Origin of the sequence: Streptomyces sp. NPDC088350 (assembly GCF_044753545.1) — a bacterium.
GTDB lineage: Bacteria > Actinomycetota > Actinomycetes > Streptomycetales > Streptomycetaceae > Streptomyces.
Genome location: NZ_JBIVNL010000001.1, coordinates 734,269 through 752,529, shown reverse-complemented (window position 1 = coordinate 752,529; position 18,261 = coordinate 734,269). Strand labels below are relative to the sequence as shown.

Sequence of the window (18,261 nt, the reverse complement as noted above, 5' to 3'; positions counted from 1 at the left end):
GGGTGGTACACGCGGCGCGGCGGCCTTCGTCGCCGCGCCGCGTGGACGCCGTTGCCGTCCCTGTCCGGGAGCGACTATCCAGGAGCGACGGCGCGGCCGGTCTGCGGGGAGATCATTCCGGCGCACAGATGGCGGGCGGCGAGGCCCTGGGCGATCCGCGGGATCGCCGCGACCGTGTTGGCCGGCCAGTCGTGCATGAGGATGATCTGGCCGTTGGTGAGCCGGCCCGCCGCCTGGACGATCGCGTCGGTGCTCGCGCCGTTCCAGTCCTGCGAGTCGACGTCCCAAATGATCTCTTTCAGACCGTACTTGGCCTCTACGGCCTTCACCGTGGCGTTGGTCTCGCCGTACGGCGGCCGGAACAGCCTGGGCGTGCCGCCGCCCGCCGCCGCGATGGCCTGCTGGGTCCGGGAGATCTCCGAGTCGATCGTCGCCTGGGTCTGCTGTGTCAGGTGCGGGTGGGTGTAGCTGTGGTTGCCGACCCACATACCGGCGGCGACCTCCGCCCTGACCTGTGCGGGGTACGCAGCGGCGTACCTGCCCTCGTTGAACGTCGTGGCCCGAAGACCGTTCTGCTTCAGCGAGTTGAGCAGGCTGGGCGTGTTGCCGGACGGGCCGTCGTCGAAGGTGAGCCCGACGTAGCCGGAGCAAGTGGCGGCAAGCGCCGGGGTGTTCAGGCCAACGGCGAGGGTGCCCGCGGCAACCAGGGCGACGACGGCCGGCCCGGCGACCAGAGAGCGTAACGAGAGGTGCGGTGCTGTGCGCGGTGCGGCTTTCATGTGAAGTGGTCCTCCGGCATCGGGAGTTGGGTGGTCACCGGACGGTGATGGTGGAGTTCCCGCTGCTCTGATAGCCCTCGGTCGCGAGGATCATGTAGTACTTGAAGCTGCCCAGCGGCATTCCGGCGCGGGCCCAGGCGTCGAAGTGGTTGCCGGTGGTGATGGTGCCGCCGGTGCGCTTCGTCTGCCGGACGCTCCAGTACTGGTTGAAGGTCTTCGTGCCTTCCACGGAAGGGGCGTTGTACCGCGTGGTCTTGTAGATGTCGTACGTGCCGCCGTCACTGGTGACGGTGCCCATGTACGTTCCGGTGGGCCGGTAGGTGCCCCAGTTGTCGACGACGTAGTACTCGACGAGCGGGTTCGACGTCCATCCGTACACCGACAGATAGCCGTTGCCGGACGGGTTGAAGGTCCCCGAGTACGTCACGCTGCGGCGGCCACCGGTGCTCCAGCCCTTGCCGGCCACGAAGTTGCCGGTGTTGCGCCACGTGGTGCCGTAGCTGCCGCCGGAGCCGAGGTTCATGGAGACCGACCCCTGGGTGTCGGTCCAGAACGAGTAGTAGTAGCCGTTGTTGGTGCCGGTCTGGTTCGTGGTGACGACCGTGTCGGCGCTGGCGGTGCCGGGCAGGGTCATCGCCGCGAGGAGGGCCAGCAGCAGAGCGCAGGCGCCGCTGACCAACAGCCTGAAGCGTTTTGTCGTGCGTGCGGGTGTGTTCTCCATGCGGCGTCAGTGTTGGTACGTCCCTGTCAACTGTCAATGGTTTCGGTGTTGAGTGCGAAATATTCGCCGACCTATCAGGGAAGAGACTTACCGAGAATGCGCAGCTCACGCAGCACCTTGAACGATTCACGGCGGGAGAGGTAAAGAAAATGGCGAAGGCTCAAGATCTGAATTCCGAATGTTTCGATCGAATGTTTCGAGAAATCCACCGATCTTCCGGCCGTGCTGCCCCGATCCGGACGGCGCCGATCATCGCGAACCCGCTCCCCGAGAGCCGCACCCTCTTCCAACTGATCGACGAACTACGGCCGTTCCGGCCTCCCCGAACTGGCCGCGCCTTTCCGGACGTCCGCCGCCGAACTGGGCATCCCGCTCCAGCACGGCACGTACGACGCCCTGTACTGGGAGAACCCCAGTCCCGCCGTCCACGTCCTGCCCCCGCCGGACCGCACCGACCGCCTGGCCGCCGGTTCGGAGGACATCGGCGCGTCCACCTGGTGCGCACCCCTGCGCTACGGCGGTGTCACCGCGATCGTCGAAGTCCCCATGTGGGCAAGCGACTCGGCCGAGGACCTGTCCCCTTGCCCGGATGCCGAACACGCCCTGCGCGACCTGGCCGACCTTCCTGGACGGCGGACGCAAGATGACCGCCGTACTCGACAAGGCACGCGGCTTCCTGCCGCCGCCCGAGGACGACCCGCTCCGGCGCGTGCTGGAGTGGATGGCCGAAGGCCTCTACGACATGGTCGCCGACTCCTGGGGACCGCTCGCCCGCCAGGCCGCCGCGTCGGACGACAGGGCCGCCCCGGCGCCGCACCGCGAACTCGACGAGCTGCTCACCACCTGGTGCAGAGGACTTCACACCCAGAGCTTGACGGCTTGGAGCCAGCGCGTGTTCTCCAGGGTGCCGCCGAAGATGAAGCCGGGGCGTGGCTGGGTGCAGTCCGAACTGCCCCAGTCGTAGCCGTGGGATTTGGCGGTCCGGCAGATCTGGCCGCTGCCGATGTTGATGGCGAAGCCCGTCATGTAGGGGGCGCTCGACTTCGTGCTGCCGATGTAGTTGTTCTTGCCGTCGCCGATGACGGCCGTCCACTGCGGTTCCCATTTGCCCTGGCCACTGGTCGACTTGGGGTCGTGCACGAAGGCGTTGGCGGCCGAGCCGCCGCCGCCGTACACCGCGATGTTGAGGGCCTTGATCGGATGGGTCCCGCTCGTCGTTCCGGCGAGCGTGCCGTCGCAGACGGGCTTCTGCCAGCCCTGCCCGGAGAGGTACGCGCGGTAGCAGATGTGCCGCCCGGACGGGTCGCTCCGGTGGAGCCGTGTCACCGCGGTGGCGGCGGTGTCCTGCGCGGGCTTCGCGGTCACGGTGGCCCGGGGTGGCTTGGCGGTCACGGTGACGGTGACCCCTGTCACGCCTCCCGTTCCTCCGCCTCCGCCGCCCCCTGCGCCCCCGCCGCCGCTCTTCGGGGTCTTCGCGCCCTTCGATGCCTTCGGCTTGGCCGACGCCGAGGTGGCCGTCGCGCTGGGCAGTGGGGGCGGTGTGCTCGCGGTCGAGGAGGCGGTCGGCGCCGTCTCCTTCGCCTGCGGAGCCCCGCTCGTCTCGGTGCTCGAACGGGCGGTCTGCTTCTGGCGGCCTCCGTCGCTCGGTGCGCCGCTGCCCAGGATCACCAGCGGAACGATGATGAGAGCGGCCACGCCGACGGCCACCGGCCCGACGACCAGGGGCTTGTGGAGCAGACCGGGCGACCCGTACTCGTCGTCCGACTGACGCGACCCGTTCCCCGTGGCGACCTTCGAACTCGGGCGGGCGACGGGCGGGGGCGGCCCGGTGAGCCGGCGCTGCCGCTGCTGCTCCCGTGCGTACGCGTCGACGTCGAAGACTTCGTCGCGGTCGTCCTCTTCATCGTCTTCGTCACGGTCTTCGTTGCCGTCTTCATCGGCGGCTTCGTCGTCGTCATCGAGATCGTCGTCGGCGGTTTCGGCAGGGCCGGCTCCGGCTCCCGCAACGGGTCCGAACGGCTCGACGCCCAGCGCGAGTTCGGCGGGCTCGGGCGGCAACTCCCGGTGTTCCCGCTCCTGTTGCTGCTCTTGTTGCTGCTCCTGTTGCTGCTGTTCCAGAAGGCTGCTCGAACCGTCGGGGGCGACCTCGACGAACGCCACGTAACCCGCGGTGGGATCGGAGATGGTCGCCGTCACGGTGGTGTTCCGGTCACGGGCGAATCCGTGCAGTCTGTCGAGGATCGCGGCGTCGACCGCCTCTCCCTCCGCCAGCGGTACGGGTTCGCCGTCGATCGCGGCCGAGCCGTCTCCGGAGATGACCACCGAGTGGCGCGGCGCCGGCGCGGACGGCTCCTCGGCGGATTCCGGTTTGCCGAGATCCACCGGTTCCCCGGACACGGCCTGATCGTCCCCCGTGATCGGCTCGTCCGTCTCTTCACCCCGGCTCATGACTCTTCCTTTCTGACGCTTCCCGGCCGAAACGGCCCCGGTCGGGAACGGCGTGACAGTCCCCGGGTAGCGCAACGGGCGCCGTGGAGGAACGGTTCAATTCCTCGGCCACGGGCCCGTGTCGGCCGGACGGGACGAGCCACACTCCGTCAGGTGCCTTGTGCGGCAAGGCTGTTGAGTACAGTCCGGGGGGTGAACGGATACGAAGACTCCCTGCGTTTCGCCGTGCTGGGTCCGGTCCGGGCATGGCGGGGTGAACAGGAACTGGACCTCGGTTCGCCACAGCAGCGGTCGGTCCTGGCCGCGCTGCTGTTACGGCGGGGCCGGTCTGTCGCACTCGGCGAACTCCTCGACGCGGTCTGGGGCGAGGAGCAGCCGTCGGCCGCCGTGTCCGTCCTGCGGACCTACGTGTCGCGCCTCCGCAAGGTCCTGGAGCCGGGCCGGAAGGCGGCCGAACCGCCACAGGTGGTCGTGTCGGTCGGGGACGGATACCTGGTCCGGCTGCCGGAGGACGGCCTGGATCTCGCCGTGTTCGAGCAGCGCGTCGCGGAGGCGAAGACGCTGCGCGCCACCGGGCGGTCGTCCGCCGCCGCGGAACTGCTGCGCGCCGCGCTCGGCGGCTGGCAGGGAGCGGCGCTGGCCGGTCTCTCCGGCCCCCTGGCCGAGTCCGAGGGCTCCCGGCTGGACGAGGAGCGACTGGCCGCGCTGGAGACCTGGCTGGACATCGAGGTCGAAAGCGGACGGCACGGCGAGGTGATCGCCCAGCTGATCTCGTTGACCGGCAAGCACCCGCTGCGGGAACAGCTGTGCCGGCTGCTGATGCTGGCGCTCTACCGCTCCGGGAGGCAGGCCGAGGCGCTGGCGGCCTACCGCGGCGCACGGAGCACCCTGGTGGCCGAGCTGGGCATCGAACCCGGTGCGGCGCTGCGGGACCTGCACGACCGCATACTGGCGGCCGACGCGACCCTGGACCCCGGCCCGCCCGAGCGGACGACACCTCAGCCGAAGGAGCCGACGGAGCCGGCTTCCCCGGCGCCCCCGGCCGCCCCGGTCGTCATGCACGCGGCCCGCCCGGCTCAACTGCCCGCCGATCTGCCGACGTTCGTCGGTCGAAGCGCCGCACTCGACCAGGTCCGAGCCCTGTGGCCCGAGGACGGCGACGCCCCGCCCACGGTGGTGATCAGCGCGATCGGCGGCATGGCCGGCATAGGCAAGACCACCCTGGCCGTGCACTGGGCGCACGAGATCGCCGGCCGCTTCCCCGACGGGCAGCTCTACGTCAACCTGCGCGGCTTCGATCCGACCGGCTCGCTCGTGACGGCGGACGAGGCGATCCGCGCCTTCCTCGGGGCGCTCGGCGTCCCCCCGATGCGGATCCCCGCCGGCCTCGACGCCCAGACGGCGCTGTACCGCAGCATGCTCGCCCGGCGACGGATGCTGGTCCTCCTGGACAACGCCCGTGACGCCGACCAGGTCCGCCCGCTGCTGCCCGGCTCCCCCGGCTGCCTGGTCATCGTCACCAGCCGCAACCGGCTCACCGGCCTGGTCGCCGGGGAAGGGGCGCATCCGCTGACGCTGGACCAGCTGACGCCCGCCGAGGCACACGACCTCCTGACACGCCGTCTCGGCACCGCCCGACCGGCGGCGGAACCGCGGGCGACGGACGAGATCATCACGCGGTGCGCCCGGCTGCCGCTGGCGCTGGCCATCGTCGCCGCCCATGCCGTCGCCCATCCCGGCTTCCCGCTCAGTGCCATCGCCGAGGAACTGCGCGCCAGCCACGGCAGCCTCGACGCCTTCGCGTCCGGCGACGACATCACCACCGACGTACGGGCCGTCTTCTCCTGGTCGTACAACGCGGTGTCCGCGCCGGCCGCGCGCATGTTCCACCTGCTGGGCCTGCACTCGGGACCCGACATCTCCGCGCCCGCGGCGGCCGCCCTCGCCGGGCTCCCCCTGCGGGAGGCGCGCGGCCTGCTCGTCGAACTCACCCGCGCCCACCTGCTCACCGAACACTTCCCGGGCCGCTACACCCTGCACGACCTTCTGCGCGTCTACGCCACCGAGCGCGTCCAGGCCGTGGAAGCGCCGCAGGAGCGGGAGTGGGCCGTGGAGCGGCTGCTCGCCTGGTATCTGCACACCGCCGACGCCGCCTATCCGCACATCACGCCGCAGCGTCGCCGGATCTCCCTCGAACCGCCGCCGCCCCTGTGCCGTCCCCTGGAGTTCACGACGCACGACCAGGCGTTGGACTGGTGCGAGACCGAGCGGGCCAACCTGGTCACCGCGGTGCACCAGGCGGCCGGTTCCGGCCTGCCGGGTGTCGCGTGGCGGCTGCCCGCCGTCCTGTGGGGGTTCTTCTACCTCCGCAGCCATACGCACGACTGGGTCGACACCGCGCGGGCGGGCCTGGCCGCCGCCCGCGCCGACGACGACCGCTGGGGCGAGGCGCAGGGCCTCGCGGACCTGGCCGCCGCGCTGCGCGGTTCGGGCCGGCTCATCGACGCCGTCGACCACTTCCGCGAGGCGATGGTCGCCTACCGGGAGCTCGGGGACGCGGACGCCAGGGGGTCGGCCGTGACCAATCTGGGAGACGCGTATCTCCAGTCCGGCCAACTCGGCAAGGCGGTCGAGTACATCCGCAGAGGGCTGGCCATGGAACGGGTCGTCGGCAGCGCCTGGGGCGAGGGAATCTCCCTGGCCAACCTGGGCGACGCCTACCAGCGGCTCGGCCGGTTCGACGAGGCCGTCGACTGCCTGGAGCAGGCGTTGACCGTCCTGCGCGCCAGCGGCAACCGCTGGGTCGAAGGCGTCACCCTCGACATCCTCGGTACGGTCCACAGCCGCCTCCATCGCTACGACGACGCCGTCGAGTACTACCACCAGGCCCTCAAGGCGCACCGGGACATCGGCAACCGGTGGGGAGAGGGCCACACCCTGGGCAACCTCGGTGACACCCGACTGGCCGCCGGTGAACCGGAGGCCGCCCGTGACAGCTGGCGGCAGGCACTGGCGATCTTCGAGGAGTTCGACCACCGGGACGCCGGGAAGGTCCGCTACCGCCTCGACCGGCTGCAGAACGGTTCGCCTGATGCCGGCACGCAGGACGCCGCGTCAGAGTGGGCCGCCTGACCAGAACCTCCTGTCCGTCAAGACCTGGCCGTGGCCCCGGAGGGCGAGGACACGGCCAGGCTGCACCCGTACAACGGGCGGGAGTTGAGGATGGTTCACCTTCCGGGTCAGTTCGCGTCGTGGTAGACACGGCCGCTGGCGTTGGCGGTCGTCCCGTCGTAGAGGCCGGTCGGGCTGGTCTGCGTGGAGAGCGTGAACCACGCGTAGCGCTCCACGAAGCTCAGGCTGTCCAGCATCTGTGTCGACGACCTGATGAAGTCGGTCTGCTCCTGCTCGCTGGGATAGCGAGGGGTGCCCTGGGAGAAGTCGATGAGGCCGTACTCGGTCAGCCAGACCGGCTTGTGGTAGCGGTCCCAGACGGCTTGCAGATAGCCGCGCAGCTGGTTGGCGGCGTCGGGGCCGAAGTCGGAGCCGTACCAGTGCACGGGGATGAAGTCGACGCGCAGACCGCGGTCGCCCGCCCCCTTCATGAAGCGGTCCAGCCAGCCGCCGTCGTCGGCGGCGCCGGAGGCCACCGCGGGCGCGCCCAGCCGCAGTCCGGTGGACTCCAGCCGGGGCCACAGGTCCAGGGCCTGCTCGGGCGTCATGTTGGACTGCCCCGCGTTGTCGGGCTCGTTGAAGCCGAGGAGTTCCTTGCTGCCGTTCTGGACGGCCGCGCCCAGTTCGGCGTCGGTGACCGAGCCGGGGCCCCAGATCATCGGGACGAAGTCGACACCGTCCGGCTTGGTGACCGCGCCGGTGGAGGAGGCCCAGTTGAAGTACCAGGACGCGCCCGAGTCGGCGAGCGCCTGGGAGGCACCGTCGACGGCGTTGAGGCTGACGCCCTTGCGGGTCGGGGCGGCGGTGGTGACGGGCTGGGTGGCGGGTGCGGGCTGGGCGACGGTCCCGGGGTCGGCCGGGGCGGGGGTGCCGGTTCCGAAGGCGACGGTCAGACCGCTGCACTTGGTGCACTGGTACATGACCTTGTTGCCCGGCTCGGCGTCCTGCTTGGACCAGGCGTACGCCGTCGGGCACTTCTGGTTGATCATGTCGCTGTACGGGGTCTTCGCGTCCCGGTTCGGATTGACGCACACCAGCGACCGCCCGGTACCCGGGTCCTTGGTCAGGTCGTCGGCCGGGCAGGCGGACAGCAGATCCTCGGCGCACCCGGCCACCGCGCACTCACCGCTCTGCGGCGGCGTCACGTCGTTCGGCGTGATGGTGACGGGCGCGGCGACGGCGTCGACGTAGCTGACGTCGTACCAGGGGGCCAGGGAGTCGGCCGGGTCGAAGTTGAACTCGGCCAGTCCGGTGGGCTGTTGACCGACACTGCAGTGGTCGGCGTAGGGTCCGCAGTCGCCGACGGCGCAGTGGAACGTGCTGCCGTCCTCACCACTGCATCCCTGGCGGGCGAAGAAGGTGCCGCGCCAGTGCCCGGCACCCTCGTGCTCCGGGACGGTCAGGGTGGCGGACTGCCCCGGGTCCAGCGCCGGCAGCCCGGTGAGCGCGGCCGAGCCGTCGGCGTTGACCTCGCTGCCGACCCAGATCCGGCTGTCCGTGTTGTTCCGCAGGGTGACGGTGTGGTCGGCGGTGCCTACGTCGGCGGCCGGCGTTCCCTTGAGGTCCGTGCCGCTGGAGCGGTGGGTCTGGATCGCTATGGCGGTGCCGGAGACTCCGACGATGACCAGCAGCAGGGCGAGCAGGAATGACGTGCGTCTGCGCATGGAGCGTGCCTCTCCGTCGGGCTTGCGCGCGGGGGCGCGACGATCAGGTGTCGCCGCCGCTGGCACGACGGATGGGGGTGGTGGATGGTTCAGCGGGCGGGGGATGTCTTACCGTCGTCCCATCGGCCGAGCGTGCCCGTCGCTGTCCGACCGAACAGCCTTCGTCGCCGCCGTCTCAGTGGCACCGGAACGCGGCGAAGGGCGGTAAGGGAGCGAGGGGTCGTTGATGAGCGCCAGCCCCACAGGGCCGAGCACGGGCGACACCTCGCCGGGCGAGAGCGGCTCGACGTCTCTGTCGGATGCCGAGAGCGTGGGACTCGGCGGAGCGGACGGCTCGGTGCCGTGTCCCAGTTCCTCCCTCCGGCGGGCCGCGAGGAAGGCATTGCCGTCGGAGAGGCGTTCCTCGCTCGGATCCTGGAAAGCCGCCCCCCGCGTCGAGGGGCTTCTGGATGACGCCGGGCGCTCCCAGCGGTCCCGGAGTGCCTGCGTCTCCGGGTCGATGTCCGGAGGCCCTTCGTCCCGGAGCTTCCTCATATAGGCGTTGTTGGCGTACTCCGTGACAAGCGGCATGCGCCCAGGCGATTTGTCGTATGCCGTCTTCCACTTGTTCGGCTCGGCGTCCTCACCGATCAGGCGCAGAATCTCGTTCTCGAAGGCCTCCCGTTCGAGTATCGGAAGGTTCTTCACGGTCGCTTCGAGCTCTCCCAGCCGCTCGAACGCGGACATCTCCGATGAGGACATGTACGGCGGCTCGGCCGTCGTCGCCCGAGTCCGGCCGCCCGAGTCCGGCAGGGGAGCCCCACCGGGCGCGGCCTCCTGCCCGCCACCGGACGGGCCGAACCCCTGTCCACCGCCGGGCGCTCCGGCCTCCTGTCCGCTTCCGGGCCCGGCCCCTCCGCCCCGCGCTCCCCGCGTTCGCCCCAGGACGCGGTCCAGGAGCTCACGGAGCGTGTCCCACATCTCCTCCAAGGGGCCCGCGCCGGTCAGACGCGCTCCGTTGCGGCGATGCCAACCCCGCAGCCGACGCTCGTCCTTGAGCAAGGCCTGCGCCAACTGAACCGCGCGCGTGGGCTTGGGCTCGGGACTCTTCGTCAGCCGTTTCCGGCTTGCGGACGCCGCATTGTCGTCGGCCACGGTGCCCCTCTTTCGGGTCGGAGGTGCTGACGTGAGGCACAACGGGCCGTCGGAGCAGGGCGGTTCAACGCCGGACGCTCAACCACCGCGCGACGGACCGCGATCAGGCTTCCGCGCCTGGCCCCGCATCGGGTCGGAGGTGCCGTCATGAGCGACAACGGGCCGCCGGGGACGAACAGTTCAACGCCCCGCAACCACCGTGTCGAGGAACAGACGGGCCCGACTCGTCCTCGCCGCCCACTCGAATCCCGCCGGCAACGGCAGCAGGCCGGGGGGCAGCGGAGACTCGGAAGGTAGCGGGGCACTGCCGACCGGTCGCGGCAGGTCCTGACGGGAATAACACCCGTCCGCGTCCGACGCGGACCGGCGCCGCTCCAACAGACCCCGCGCCGCGAACCGTGCGGCGCCGGTGGCCGGCGACGAATACCTGACCTCGTAGGGCTCGTAGGAGATGTGCGCGCGTTGGTTCAGCGCTTCGCGTCCGGGGCGAGGGCCTTGGGGGATTCCGCTCGGTCACGCAACCGACTCAGTTCCTGTGCCAATGCCGCGAAGTTACGGCTTTCCTCCGCAGGTCAACCTGCTTTCTGGCAGCGGTTGTGGCGCGTCGGGCAGGAGGGTGTAGGCCCCTCTGCGGGTTTTGGTGATCCGTCCGTTCCGTGCCCAGCGGCTCGGTTGGGTGACGAAGACGGTCGAACACCTCCCCCGACGGCACGCGAGCCTCGTGCGTTGCGGCCACGGAAGCCTTCACCTGATCGGTGGCCACGCTGAAAGAGTTCACTGCCGCAATGGAGGCGGATAGTGCCGTTGGGCGAACGCGCCTTGACCATCCGGCAGGTAGCCGGTCGGGGCGGGCGTGAACGGTGGCGGTGCGTCACGGGGAAATGGCTCAACTCGGGGCGGAGCCAGGGCACGATGGTAACCAGGCCGGCATCCCGCGAAGGGGCCGGCGGGGTGCCTCAGCGCCCTCAACACGGGGCCAAGGTGGTCCCGATGCCAGACTGACGGTCCCGTCAGGTCCGTGTCCCAGCCAGTGAGGTCGTCCCAGGCCATCCAAAGGGCGTGGAACCGGCCGACGGCCTCCGGGTGTTCCCACCACCGGGAGCACCAAGGTGCATCGGAGCTTCTCTCACGGCCGTAGTACGGCATGATCAAATACCGGACCCAGGATGTCAGCTTCTGCAGTTCTGCGTTGTAGCCGTCATCTTCCAAGTAGAAGATGAACTCTGGTGTCGTGCGCCTCGTGGAATCAGCCGTCGACTTCGGCGGCGTGGTGTACTCCTCCGTCAGGGGAGCTTCTTTTGCCTGGTGCCGGCCTGCCTTGCATCCTGCAAGTGTGCCTCTCGGATCACGTAGTTCCTCCATCGTGGTGCCCAGGTGGTCCCGATGCCAGCTCGATGGTCCGCTCCGTTCGTACGTTTCGCTGGTGAGATCGTGCCAGGCCATGAACAGCCCGTGCAGCCTGGCCACGGCTTCGGGATGCTTCCACCACAGGGGGCACCACGGCGAGGACGGAGTTTCCTCCTTCCCGTAGAGCGGGAGGAGCGCGAAGTGGACCCACTCAGCCAGGTGCCGGATCGCCGTCTGATACGCAGCGCCTTGCAAGTAGAGAATGAAGCGTGGTTCCTGGTGGTCGTCGTCGTGAGACGTTGCGGATGTCACAGCGGCATCTCATCCCGATCGTTCTCGGCTGCGGGTCGGTGTGATCACAACGTGCAGCGAGGCCGGGAGGTTCATTCATGGCATTGAACCAACGTGAGTCGGTAGCCGTTGTGTCGACGCCGGGAGGTGGTCACCGCCTACCGGACTGTATCCGAGAGGAGAGACGGCATGGACCCATTGGGAAACGAAGAGGCCAGGCATCAACGACCCGAACGGCAACGGCTCCGTGACGCGACGGAGGCGTTCGGCGGACGGTATTCGCCGGGATCGACATCCAGCAGCGACACAGCAGATGTCCGCGACTTCGCAGAGTCATCTCTGGACGGGGTGAGGCTGAATCAGGTCGACAACGGAACCCGGCCCACATACGTACAGAGGGAGGAGGGAGACTCCATCGACTACGACCCCTCGACATTCGAGGGCGGTTACGGCGCGCCCGGCGGTTCACGGACCCTGGGATCAGCTCAATCGGTCGCGGTACACGAGGCCACCCATGGCGGCGTGACGAACTCTTTCGACAACCATGTCGGCGATTTCAGCAACATGAACCTACCGCGCGACGACACCGCCTTCCAAGAATCCGCCGCCAGGCAGATGGCGGCGGTGACGAGCAACATGCAGAACGTGGGATATCTGGCCTCCATCGACGGAAAGATCTCAAGCCGAACTCGGGAGATCGTGGGCCAGCCCGCGAGAGAATTCCTTGAGCGGAACGCCTCCGGCGGGGTCGGTTATGCTCAAGCACTCGCTCACGCCGAGTACGTGTCGGTGATCGCCGAACTGAAGACCGAGATCAAGCACAGCAATCCCCGGTCGTACAGGGACAGCCCGACCTATAGGTATCTGACCAGACTCAACGAGCAGATACGCCCCGCTCGTATCTCAGGTCAGGGTGAGATCCAACCCGTTCAGGCCCGAATCAGCACTGACCAAATGACCTCTGCCGCAAGGCGGGAGCACGGCGGCCCGAGCAGTGGGCACGCCAGTTCAAGCAGGGGAGGTTCAAGGCGCTGACCAGCCCGGACACACTGGAGGTTGCCCCCGGGTTGCGGTGATCTCAGTGGACGATCCAAAGCGGAGCGAGTCGTCCTCGGGACTCACACAAACGCGGTGCGCCGCCTCGGTGGTACTGGCGGGGCGTCCCGGTGGCAACGTCCAGTGGATTCGGCCGCCGCGTCGGCCGACGGCGAATTACTGGTGACGGCACACCGAGCCACGGAATCAGGTTGTCAAGTGGCTGTGGTGACATGCGGGTGAAGGCGTCATGTCGTTGTGGCATCGGCGCGGGCAAAGACGGTCCCGAAGAGCCTGTGATCCCGGATGAGGGCCAGAGAACATTGAGACGGCGCCGGGCAAGCGTCAGGACGGCTTGCTTGCGGGATTTCCCTTCAGCGCGTTTGCGCTGGGAGAACCGCTTGGATCCGGGATTCCGGAACGCTGCGCGGAGTCGGTCTGTGCCAGGTCGCCGTGCATCTCAGCTGTGCGAGCGCCGCCGGGAACGCGTTGATCGACCCGTTCTGTACCTGACGCGAGACTGGGCCGCCACCGACGAGCGCCGCCGGCTGGCCGGAGTGCCCGACGAGTTGCCTCTTCACGACCAAGCCGCAGCAGGCTGCGGTGATGCTCGCTCACGCCCGCGCTGCCGGTTTCCCGGCCCGCTGGGTCGCGGCCGATGAGGTCTACGGTGGCCGCGAACTGCGCCTTCGTCCTGGCGAAGCCGCCCTGCGGGGCCCGGCAGCGGCTGCGGACCGGACACGGCACCAAGGGCGATCGCCACTACCACTGGGCGATGATCGAGATCATCGCCCATGACACCCCACCCGGCCGCGATGCATTCAGGTCGGAGGTGCTGTCCCAGCGACAACGGGCCGCTCGGGGAGAACGGTTCAACGCCCGGCAGCCACGGTGTCGAGGAACGGGCGGGCCCGACTCGTCGTAGTCGCCGGCTCGAATCCCGTCGGCAACGCCGGCAGGCCAGAAGGCAGCGGGGACTCGGGAAGCCGCGGGGCACTACCGACCGGTCGCGGCAGGTCCTGACGGGAATAACATCCATCCGCGTCCGACACGGACCGACGCCGCCGCATCAGACCACGCGGCGCGAACCGCCACGTATGGGTAGCAGGCATGTGCGTACCTCCCCGACCTTGCCGGCTGCGATCTGTCGACTGAACACCGACGCCGGTTCGAAAGGCACAACGGCTCGCGCACGCCCGGGGGTTCAGCACCGCCAGCCCGGAGAGCAGACGGTCGAGCCGACGGCGGCAACCGGCATCGGAGTCCTCCGTCAGCTGTGGGCCGAGAGGGGCGACAGGCCGACAGCCCCGCGGCCCCCAAGAACGCCCCGGCCCCGGACGGCCCGGGTTCAGTCGACCCGGGTTCAGCCGGCTGTCACCGCGACGCCTCCGGCCGGCCGAATGAGTACGGCGGCGATGGAGACGGCATCGAGCTTCGTGCGCATGACGAGGAGCAGCCTTCATGGTGATGTGCCGGGTTGTGCTGCGGGGCGAACGGTTCAACGGCCGGTTGTGGGGCTTCGTTCAGTCGCCGAACGGGTCGACGGCGTCGACGGGAGGGGCCTCCTTCGAGCGGTGGACACCGGGCTTGCAGCCGGCGAAGGGGCCCATCGGATCCCGCAGGTTGGCCATCACCGGCGCCAGATGGTCGCGGTGCCAGATAGCGGGCCCGGTCATCTCCGAGCCGGGGCCCGTCAGTTCTCCCCAGGCCATCCACAGGCCGTGGAGTTGGGCGACCGCTTCGGGGTGCTCCCACCAGCGCGAGCACCAGGGGGCGTTGGAGGTGACCTCCCTGGCGTAGACCGGCAGCAGTACGTGGTGCGCCCAGAGGGTCAACTGACGCAAGGTCTGGCGGTACTTGGTCCCCTCCAGGTAGAGGATGAAGCGCGGTGCGGTGGGGGGAGCGGGAGGCAGGGAGGGGGGCCTCCGGGACGTTTCGGGGGTTTCGGGTGCTGCGGCCTCTTGCCTGGCGCTGTCGGCGTCCACTGCCATGTTCCTTCCGGTCTCGTATGAGGAGCAGAACGCGCGTACGCGGCGCTGGGTTCAACGGATGCCGCACTTCCTGACCCCCTGCCGAGGCAGCGACCGAACGCTCGGCGCCAAAGGCGGCGTCGCCTTCAGGAGCGGCTGAACCGCACAGCCGTACTACCCGTTGTGGTTCGTCGAGATGAGTGGACCGACACGATCCGCCCGTACGACAGCATCACTTGATCCGGCGATCAGGTAGCCACCATGCAGCGAGAGGACCCCGACATGCCGGTAGACCTCGATGACTTCGACGCTGATCAAGCCAGGGCCGAGTGGCGCCTGAGCCGGTACGGGGGGCTGGGGGACGATCCTGCGGTTGTGGCCGCCTACAAGGCGTTCCACCAGCAAATCCGGTACGAGGTGGAGTTGCAGAACCTGGGGTATTCGGACGCGCAGATCATCGCGCAAAATACAGCCGATGGTCTGCGCGACGTAGTTGATCCCCTTGTCGGTGAGCTGTACAACAGGAACGCCTTTCACGCACCGGCCATGTGGTGGGTCGAAACACAGGGACAGTATGGCCGGGATGAATTCGCCCAGCAGGTCGCAGAAAAGGCGGATTACGCTCGCGAACATGGCCACCTATGGGGACGGACGGGCCCGATGGCGGCTGAAAAAATTGCCGAAGCAGAGGGTGGGATGATCCTGGAGCAGGCGCCTCCAGCAGTGGTGAGCAACGAGATTCACTACGGCACCGACGGCTATCCCAGCTATCCCCCCACCCTGAAAAGACTCTGGGACGAGTATTCGAAGTACTACGTGGGAGACTTCCACGGAGTGGTTAATGTCAATACATTCCGAGGGATAGCACAGCCCAGCGTACTGGCCGACATCGAAATACCCGAGATCCTGAGAAGGATCGAAAACGGCGAGGACGTCCCCCACATACGCATCAACGAGGTTCACATGAACTCCAACGGGGAACTGGAGACGAAACGGCATTTCATCGTGCATTCGCAGGAATCCTTCGACAAGGTTCCGCGGTCCGAAAGGACACCGTCCTACGTAGCACAACAGAACCAGCTGTACACGGAAGGGAAGGAGGAGCGGCGAAAGCTCTACAACATGCGCGGATTGCAGAACTCGCTCCCCGGATTCGGAGCATCCTCGTCCAAGGCGTCCTCATCCAAAGGATCTTCCAAGAGCACACGCGTCTACTACGTGCTGTCGCACCCGGACGCCCCGCACGTCGAGCTGACGGAAAGCCCGAAGTCGATCTCACGGAGGGCGAGCCAGGCATCCAGCAATGCGCAGAAATTCGGCCTGACGGAGATGTTGGACCAGAAGCTCGCGGTCCTGGCGTATGCGCAGGGTCAGCGGCAGGGAAGCGCTTCCACTGGCAGCCAGCGCGGGCTCGACCGGTCCATGACGAGCCTCAGCCTCGGTGCTCCGCTGGCCCCGGTGAACACGCAAGTGGGGACATATGGATCCTCGTACTCGAACTCCGACGGATACTCGCCCACGAATATGGACGGGCTCAATACATCCGCATACTCCCAGTACTCGACATCGAGTGACGAGGGCGTCGGCGCCCCCCTCGATCGGACCGAAGCCCACACCGGTTCGTCGTTTCACTATGACGACAACGGACTGGGGTACACATCGGATTACAGCAAGATCCTACACAAAGGGGTCGAATACAACTATCTCATGCATGGGACGGATGAGAAAGGCCTTGAGTACTACGCCTACAAGAATTCCCAGGACGGAACTCTCGGAGTATTCACCTTCGGCAACAGCGAGGTGGCACCCATGTGGGAACCGTTCGACAAGCATTCCGCCGACCAATGGGCCGCCAGTCAGACCGCGGCGTCATCAAGTAACAGCAAGGGAAAAGAGAACGCCCAGGGGCAGGGAAAGTCCAGGCATGAAGCTCTGGCAAAGTTTTTCAATATAAAGCCGGCACAGGCCAAGAAGAGGTCGTGACGAGTGCAGTGGGTGACAACACCAGGAAGGGGAACGTATGACGTCGGGTGGAGCGGACGGGTCGAGCGCGGAGGAGGTGCCGGCGTCGGCTTCCCCCATTCCCGTCGTGATCTCCGCCGACGGGTCCGCCGTCATCAACGGTGTGCCGGTGACGGGGGAGGCCGAGGTCAACGACGCGATCCTGGACTCGCTGCACGAACTCGCACGCAGCCGGAACGCCTCCGTCACGGCGGCGATCTCGGACCCCTCGGCGGAACTGGTGGTGCTCGTCGAGGTCGAACCCGACGGCGCCAGTCGGCTCCTGGAACAACGGCAGTACGAGGACGCGGCTCCCTTCGGCGGGCTCGCCGAGCCTGCCAGGCCGTCGGGCGACGTTGACGTTGACGTCGACATTGATGACGACGACACCGACTTTGACTTCGGCGCCGAATACGACGACGACGATGACGGCGATGACGGCGATGACTGGGCGTCTGAGCTCACGCCGCCGCCCCTGGTCAGCTCCGCCCCTGCCGCCGGCTCGGCCCGCGACCCGCAGCGGCCCGGTCGCGGGAAGGGTGTGCGTCAGTCGGACGACGAGTACAAATCGCCGGGGTTCTTCAGGAGCCCCGTCGGCATCGGGGTGGCGGGCGGCATCACGGCGTTCCTCGTGGTCGTTCCGCTGATCGTGCTCGGCAGCGGTTCGGGCAGCGGCGGGCAGGATCAGACCCTGAACATGGGCAAGAACTCCACCAGGCCCTCGGCACCGAGAGCCCCGGGCAGGGTAACGGTTGCACCGGTGATCACGAACCTGCCCTCGGTCACGGAGTCGGCGACGGCCGGGCCGCCGTTGACCGGCCTGGTGACCACCAGCCCGTCGGCGACGGCCAAGCCCCGGAGCACGGTCGGCGGCGGTTCGTCCACCGCGACGAAGGGAAGCGGCGTCGTACCCCGGGCGGCGCCCAAGCCCAAGCCCAAGCCGCACCGGCAGACCGCCGGGGAGGCCGTCGCGCTGCTGGCGGCGAGCAGCCCCGGGCGGCACATCTGCTACCGCGTGTACCTGGACAGGGACGGCTGGCAGAAGCCCGCGTGCGACGGCGGCACGGCTGGACGCGTGGGCGGGTCCCAGAAGATCAAGTCGATCAACATGGCGACGGCCGGCACGAAGGGTACGGCCGCCAACGCCTGGGTCCACGTCGAGCAGTGGAAGACCCCCTGGAGCGGCGCGGTCGACGGCGTCGACAACTACATCGGATCGACCAAGGCCGACTACCCGTACGTCCTGGGCTTCGTCACCAACGTGGGCGACGGCGCGATCTGCCAGAACGCGGCCGTCAACGGCCAGTGGGGCGGCCTCGCCTGCGACCAGCCCACCGGCCAGGCACCCGGCAACTGGATCTGGGGCGGCACGCAGGACGACTCCCTGTGGTTGCAGGCCGTCAGATTCACCGTGTGAAAAGAAGGCAGTCACTTCGGACGCTTGCCAAAAGCATTGGAACTGCTGTCGGCAAGCTGTTCAGGAAACAATCGATGCTCCGCACCGCGATGGCCGCCATGACGTTGCCCCGGCAGCCGTCCCCGGAAGGGCCGGAACCCACGGAGCGCGCCAGGGACGTGGCGGCGAGGGCGAGCCGGTCGATGACCGCGCCCGGGACCGGACCCACGACCGGTTCCGGAAGCGGGGTACGGCGACGCTGAGCGTGTCCTTGTGCGGGGCGGCGGGCCTTCGGGCTCCGTCG

General features: G+C 68.4%; 12 protein-coding genes. 5 read left to right on the top strand and 7 right to left on the bottom strand.

Translation table 11 applies throughout. From position 1 onward, the window contains the following. Positions 1-74: 74 nt before the first annotated feature. Both ACIQBL_RS03505 and ACIQBL_RS03500 read right to left on the bottom strand, forming a co-directional pair. Positions 75-779, bottom strand: a complete 705-nt coding sequence (locus ACIQBL_RS03505) for a polysaccharide deacetylase family protein (protein ID WP_401936242.1) — start codon at positions 777-779, stop codon at positions 75-77. 34 nt (positions 780-813) lie between these two features. After that, the gene (locus ACIQBL_RS03500) at positions 814-1,500 is read right to left on the bottom strand and encodes a glycoside hydrolase family 11 protein (protein ID WP_401936239.1); all 687 of its coding nucleotides are present in this window, start codon (positions 1,498-1,500) and stop codon (positions 814-816) included. Between the two features lie 589 nt (positions 1,501-2,089). Between ACIQBL_RS03500 and ACIQBL_RS03495 the strand changes: the two genes are divergently transcribed. Beyond that, the gene (locus tag ACIQBL_RS03495; RefSeq protein WP_401936237.1) at positions 2,090-2,464 is read left to right on the top strand and encodes a hypothetical protein; all 375 of its coding nucleotides are present in this window, start codon (positions 2,090-2,092) and stop codon (positions 2,462-2,464) included. Here ACIQBL_RS03495 and ACIQBL_RS03490 read toward each other — a convergent pair. Continuing rightward, the gene (locus tag ACIQBL_RS03490; RefSeq protein WP_401936235.1) at positions 2,359-3,948 is read right to left on the bottom strand and encodes a hypothetical protein; all 1,590 of its coding nucleotides are present in this window, start codon (positions 3,946-3,948) and stop codon (positions 2,359-2,361) included. The two genes, ACIQBL_RS03495 and ACIQBL_RS03490, sit on opposite strands and share 106 nt — an antisense overlap. Before the next feature lie 192 nt (positions 3,949-4,140). Between ACIQBL_RS03490 and ACIQBL_RS03485 the strand changes: the two genes are divergently transcribed. Next, positions 4,141-7,080, top strand: coding sequence for an AfsR/SARP family transcriptional regulator (locus ACIQBL_RS03485; RefSeq protein ID WP_401936233.1), 2,940 nt, complete (start codon positions 4,141-4,143; stop codon positions 7,078-7,080). Between the two features lie 107 nt (positions 7,081-7,187). Here ACIQBL_RS03485 and ACIQBL_RS03480 read toward each other — a convergent pair whose 3' ends face one another. From ACIQBL_RS03480 to ACIQBL_RS03470, 3 genes are all read right to left on the bottom strand, one after another. Then, on the bottom strand, positions 7,188-8,783 hold the full coding sequence (locus tag ACIQBL_RS03480) for a glycosyl hydrolase (RefSeq protein ID WP_401936231.1): 1,596 nt from the start codon (positions 8,781-8,783) through the stop codon (positions 7,188-7,190). A gap of 108 nt (positions 8,784-8,891) precedes the next feature. Next, positions 8,892-9,509 (bottom strand): hypothetical protein, encoded by a 618-nt coding sequence (locus tag ACIQBL_RS03475; RefSeq protein WP_401936228.1) that lies wholly within the window; start codon positions 9,507-9,509, stop codon positions 8,892-8,894. Between the two features lie 1,182 nt (positions 9,510-10,691). After that, positions 10,692-11,576 carry a DUF4913 domain-containing protein gene (locus ACIQBL_RS03470; protein ID WP_401936225.1) on the bottom strand — a complete coding sequence of 295 codons (885 nt, stop codon included), beginning with the start codon at positions 11,574-11,576 and terminating at the stop codon, positions 10,692-10,694. A 168-nt stretch (positions 11,577-11,744) separates the two neighbouring features. Here ACIQBL_RS03470 and ACIQBL_RS03465 point away from each other — a divergent pair, with 168 nt between their 5' ends. Continuing rightward, positions 11,745-12,590, top strand: coding sequence for a hypothetical protein (locus ACIQBL_RS03465; protein WP_401936224.1), 846 nt, complete (start codon positions 11,745-11,747; stop codon positions 12,588-12,590). Between the two features lie 1,523 nt (positions 12,591-14,113). Here the strand turns inward: ACIQBL_RS03465 and ACIQBL_RS03460 are convergent. Next, entirely contained in the window at positions 14,114-14,581 is a 468-nt protein-coding gene (locus ACIQBL_RS03460; RefSeq protein ID WP_401936222.1) for a DUF4913 domain-containing protein, read from the bottom strand. A 240-nt stretch (positions 14,582-14,821) separates the two neighbouring features. On the opposite strand from ACIQBL_RS03460, the gene ACIQBL_RS03455 reads away from it, so the two are divergent. Together ACIQBL_RS03455 and ACIQBL_RS03450 are read left to right on the top strand one after the other, a co-directional pair. After that, on the top strand, positions 14,822-16,543 hold the full coding sequence (locus tag ACIQBL_RS03455; protein WP_401936219.1) for a hypothetical protein: 1,722 nt from the start codon (positions 14,822-14,824) through the stop codon (positions 16,541-16,543). Between the two features lie 37 nt (positions 16,544-16,580). After that, positions 16,581-17,978, top strand: a complete 1,398-nt coding sequence (locus ACIQBL_RS03450; protein ID WP_401936216.1) for a hypothetical protein — start codon at positions 16,581-16,583, stop codon at positions 17,976-17,978. Positions 17,979-18,261: the final 283 nt, after the last annotated feature.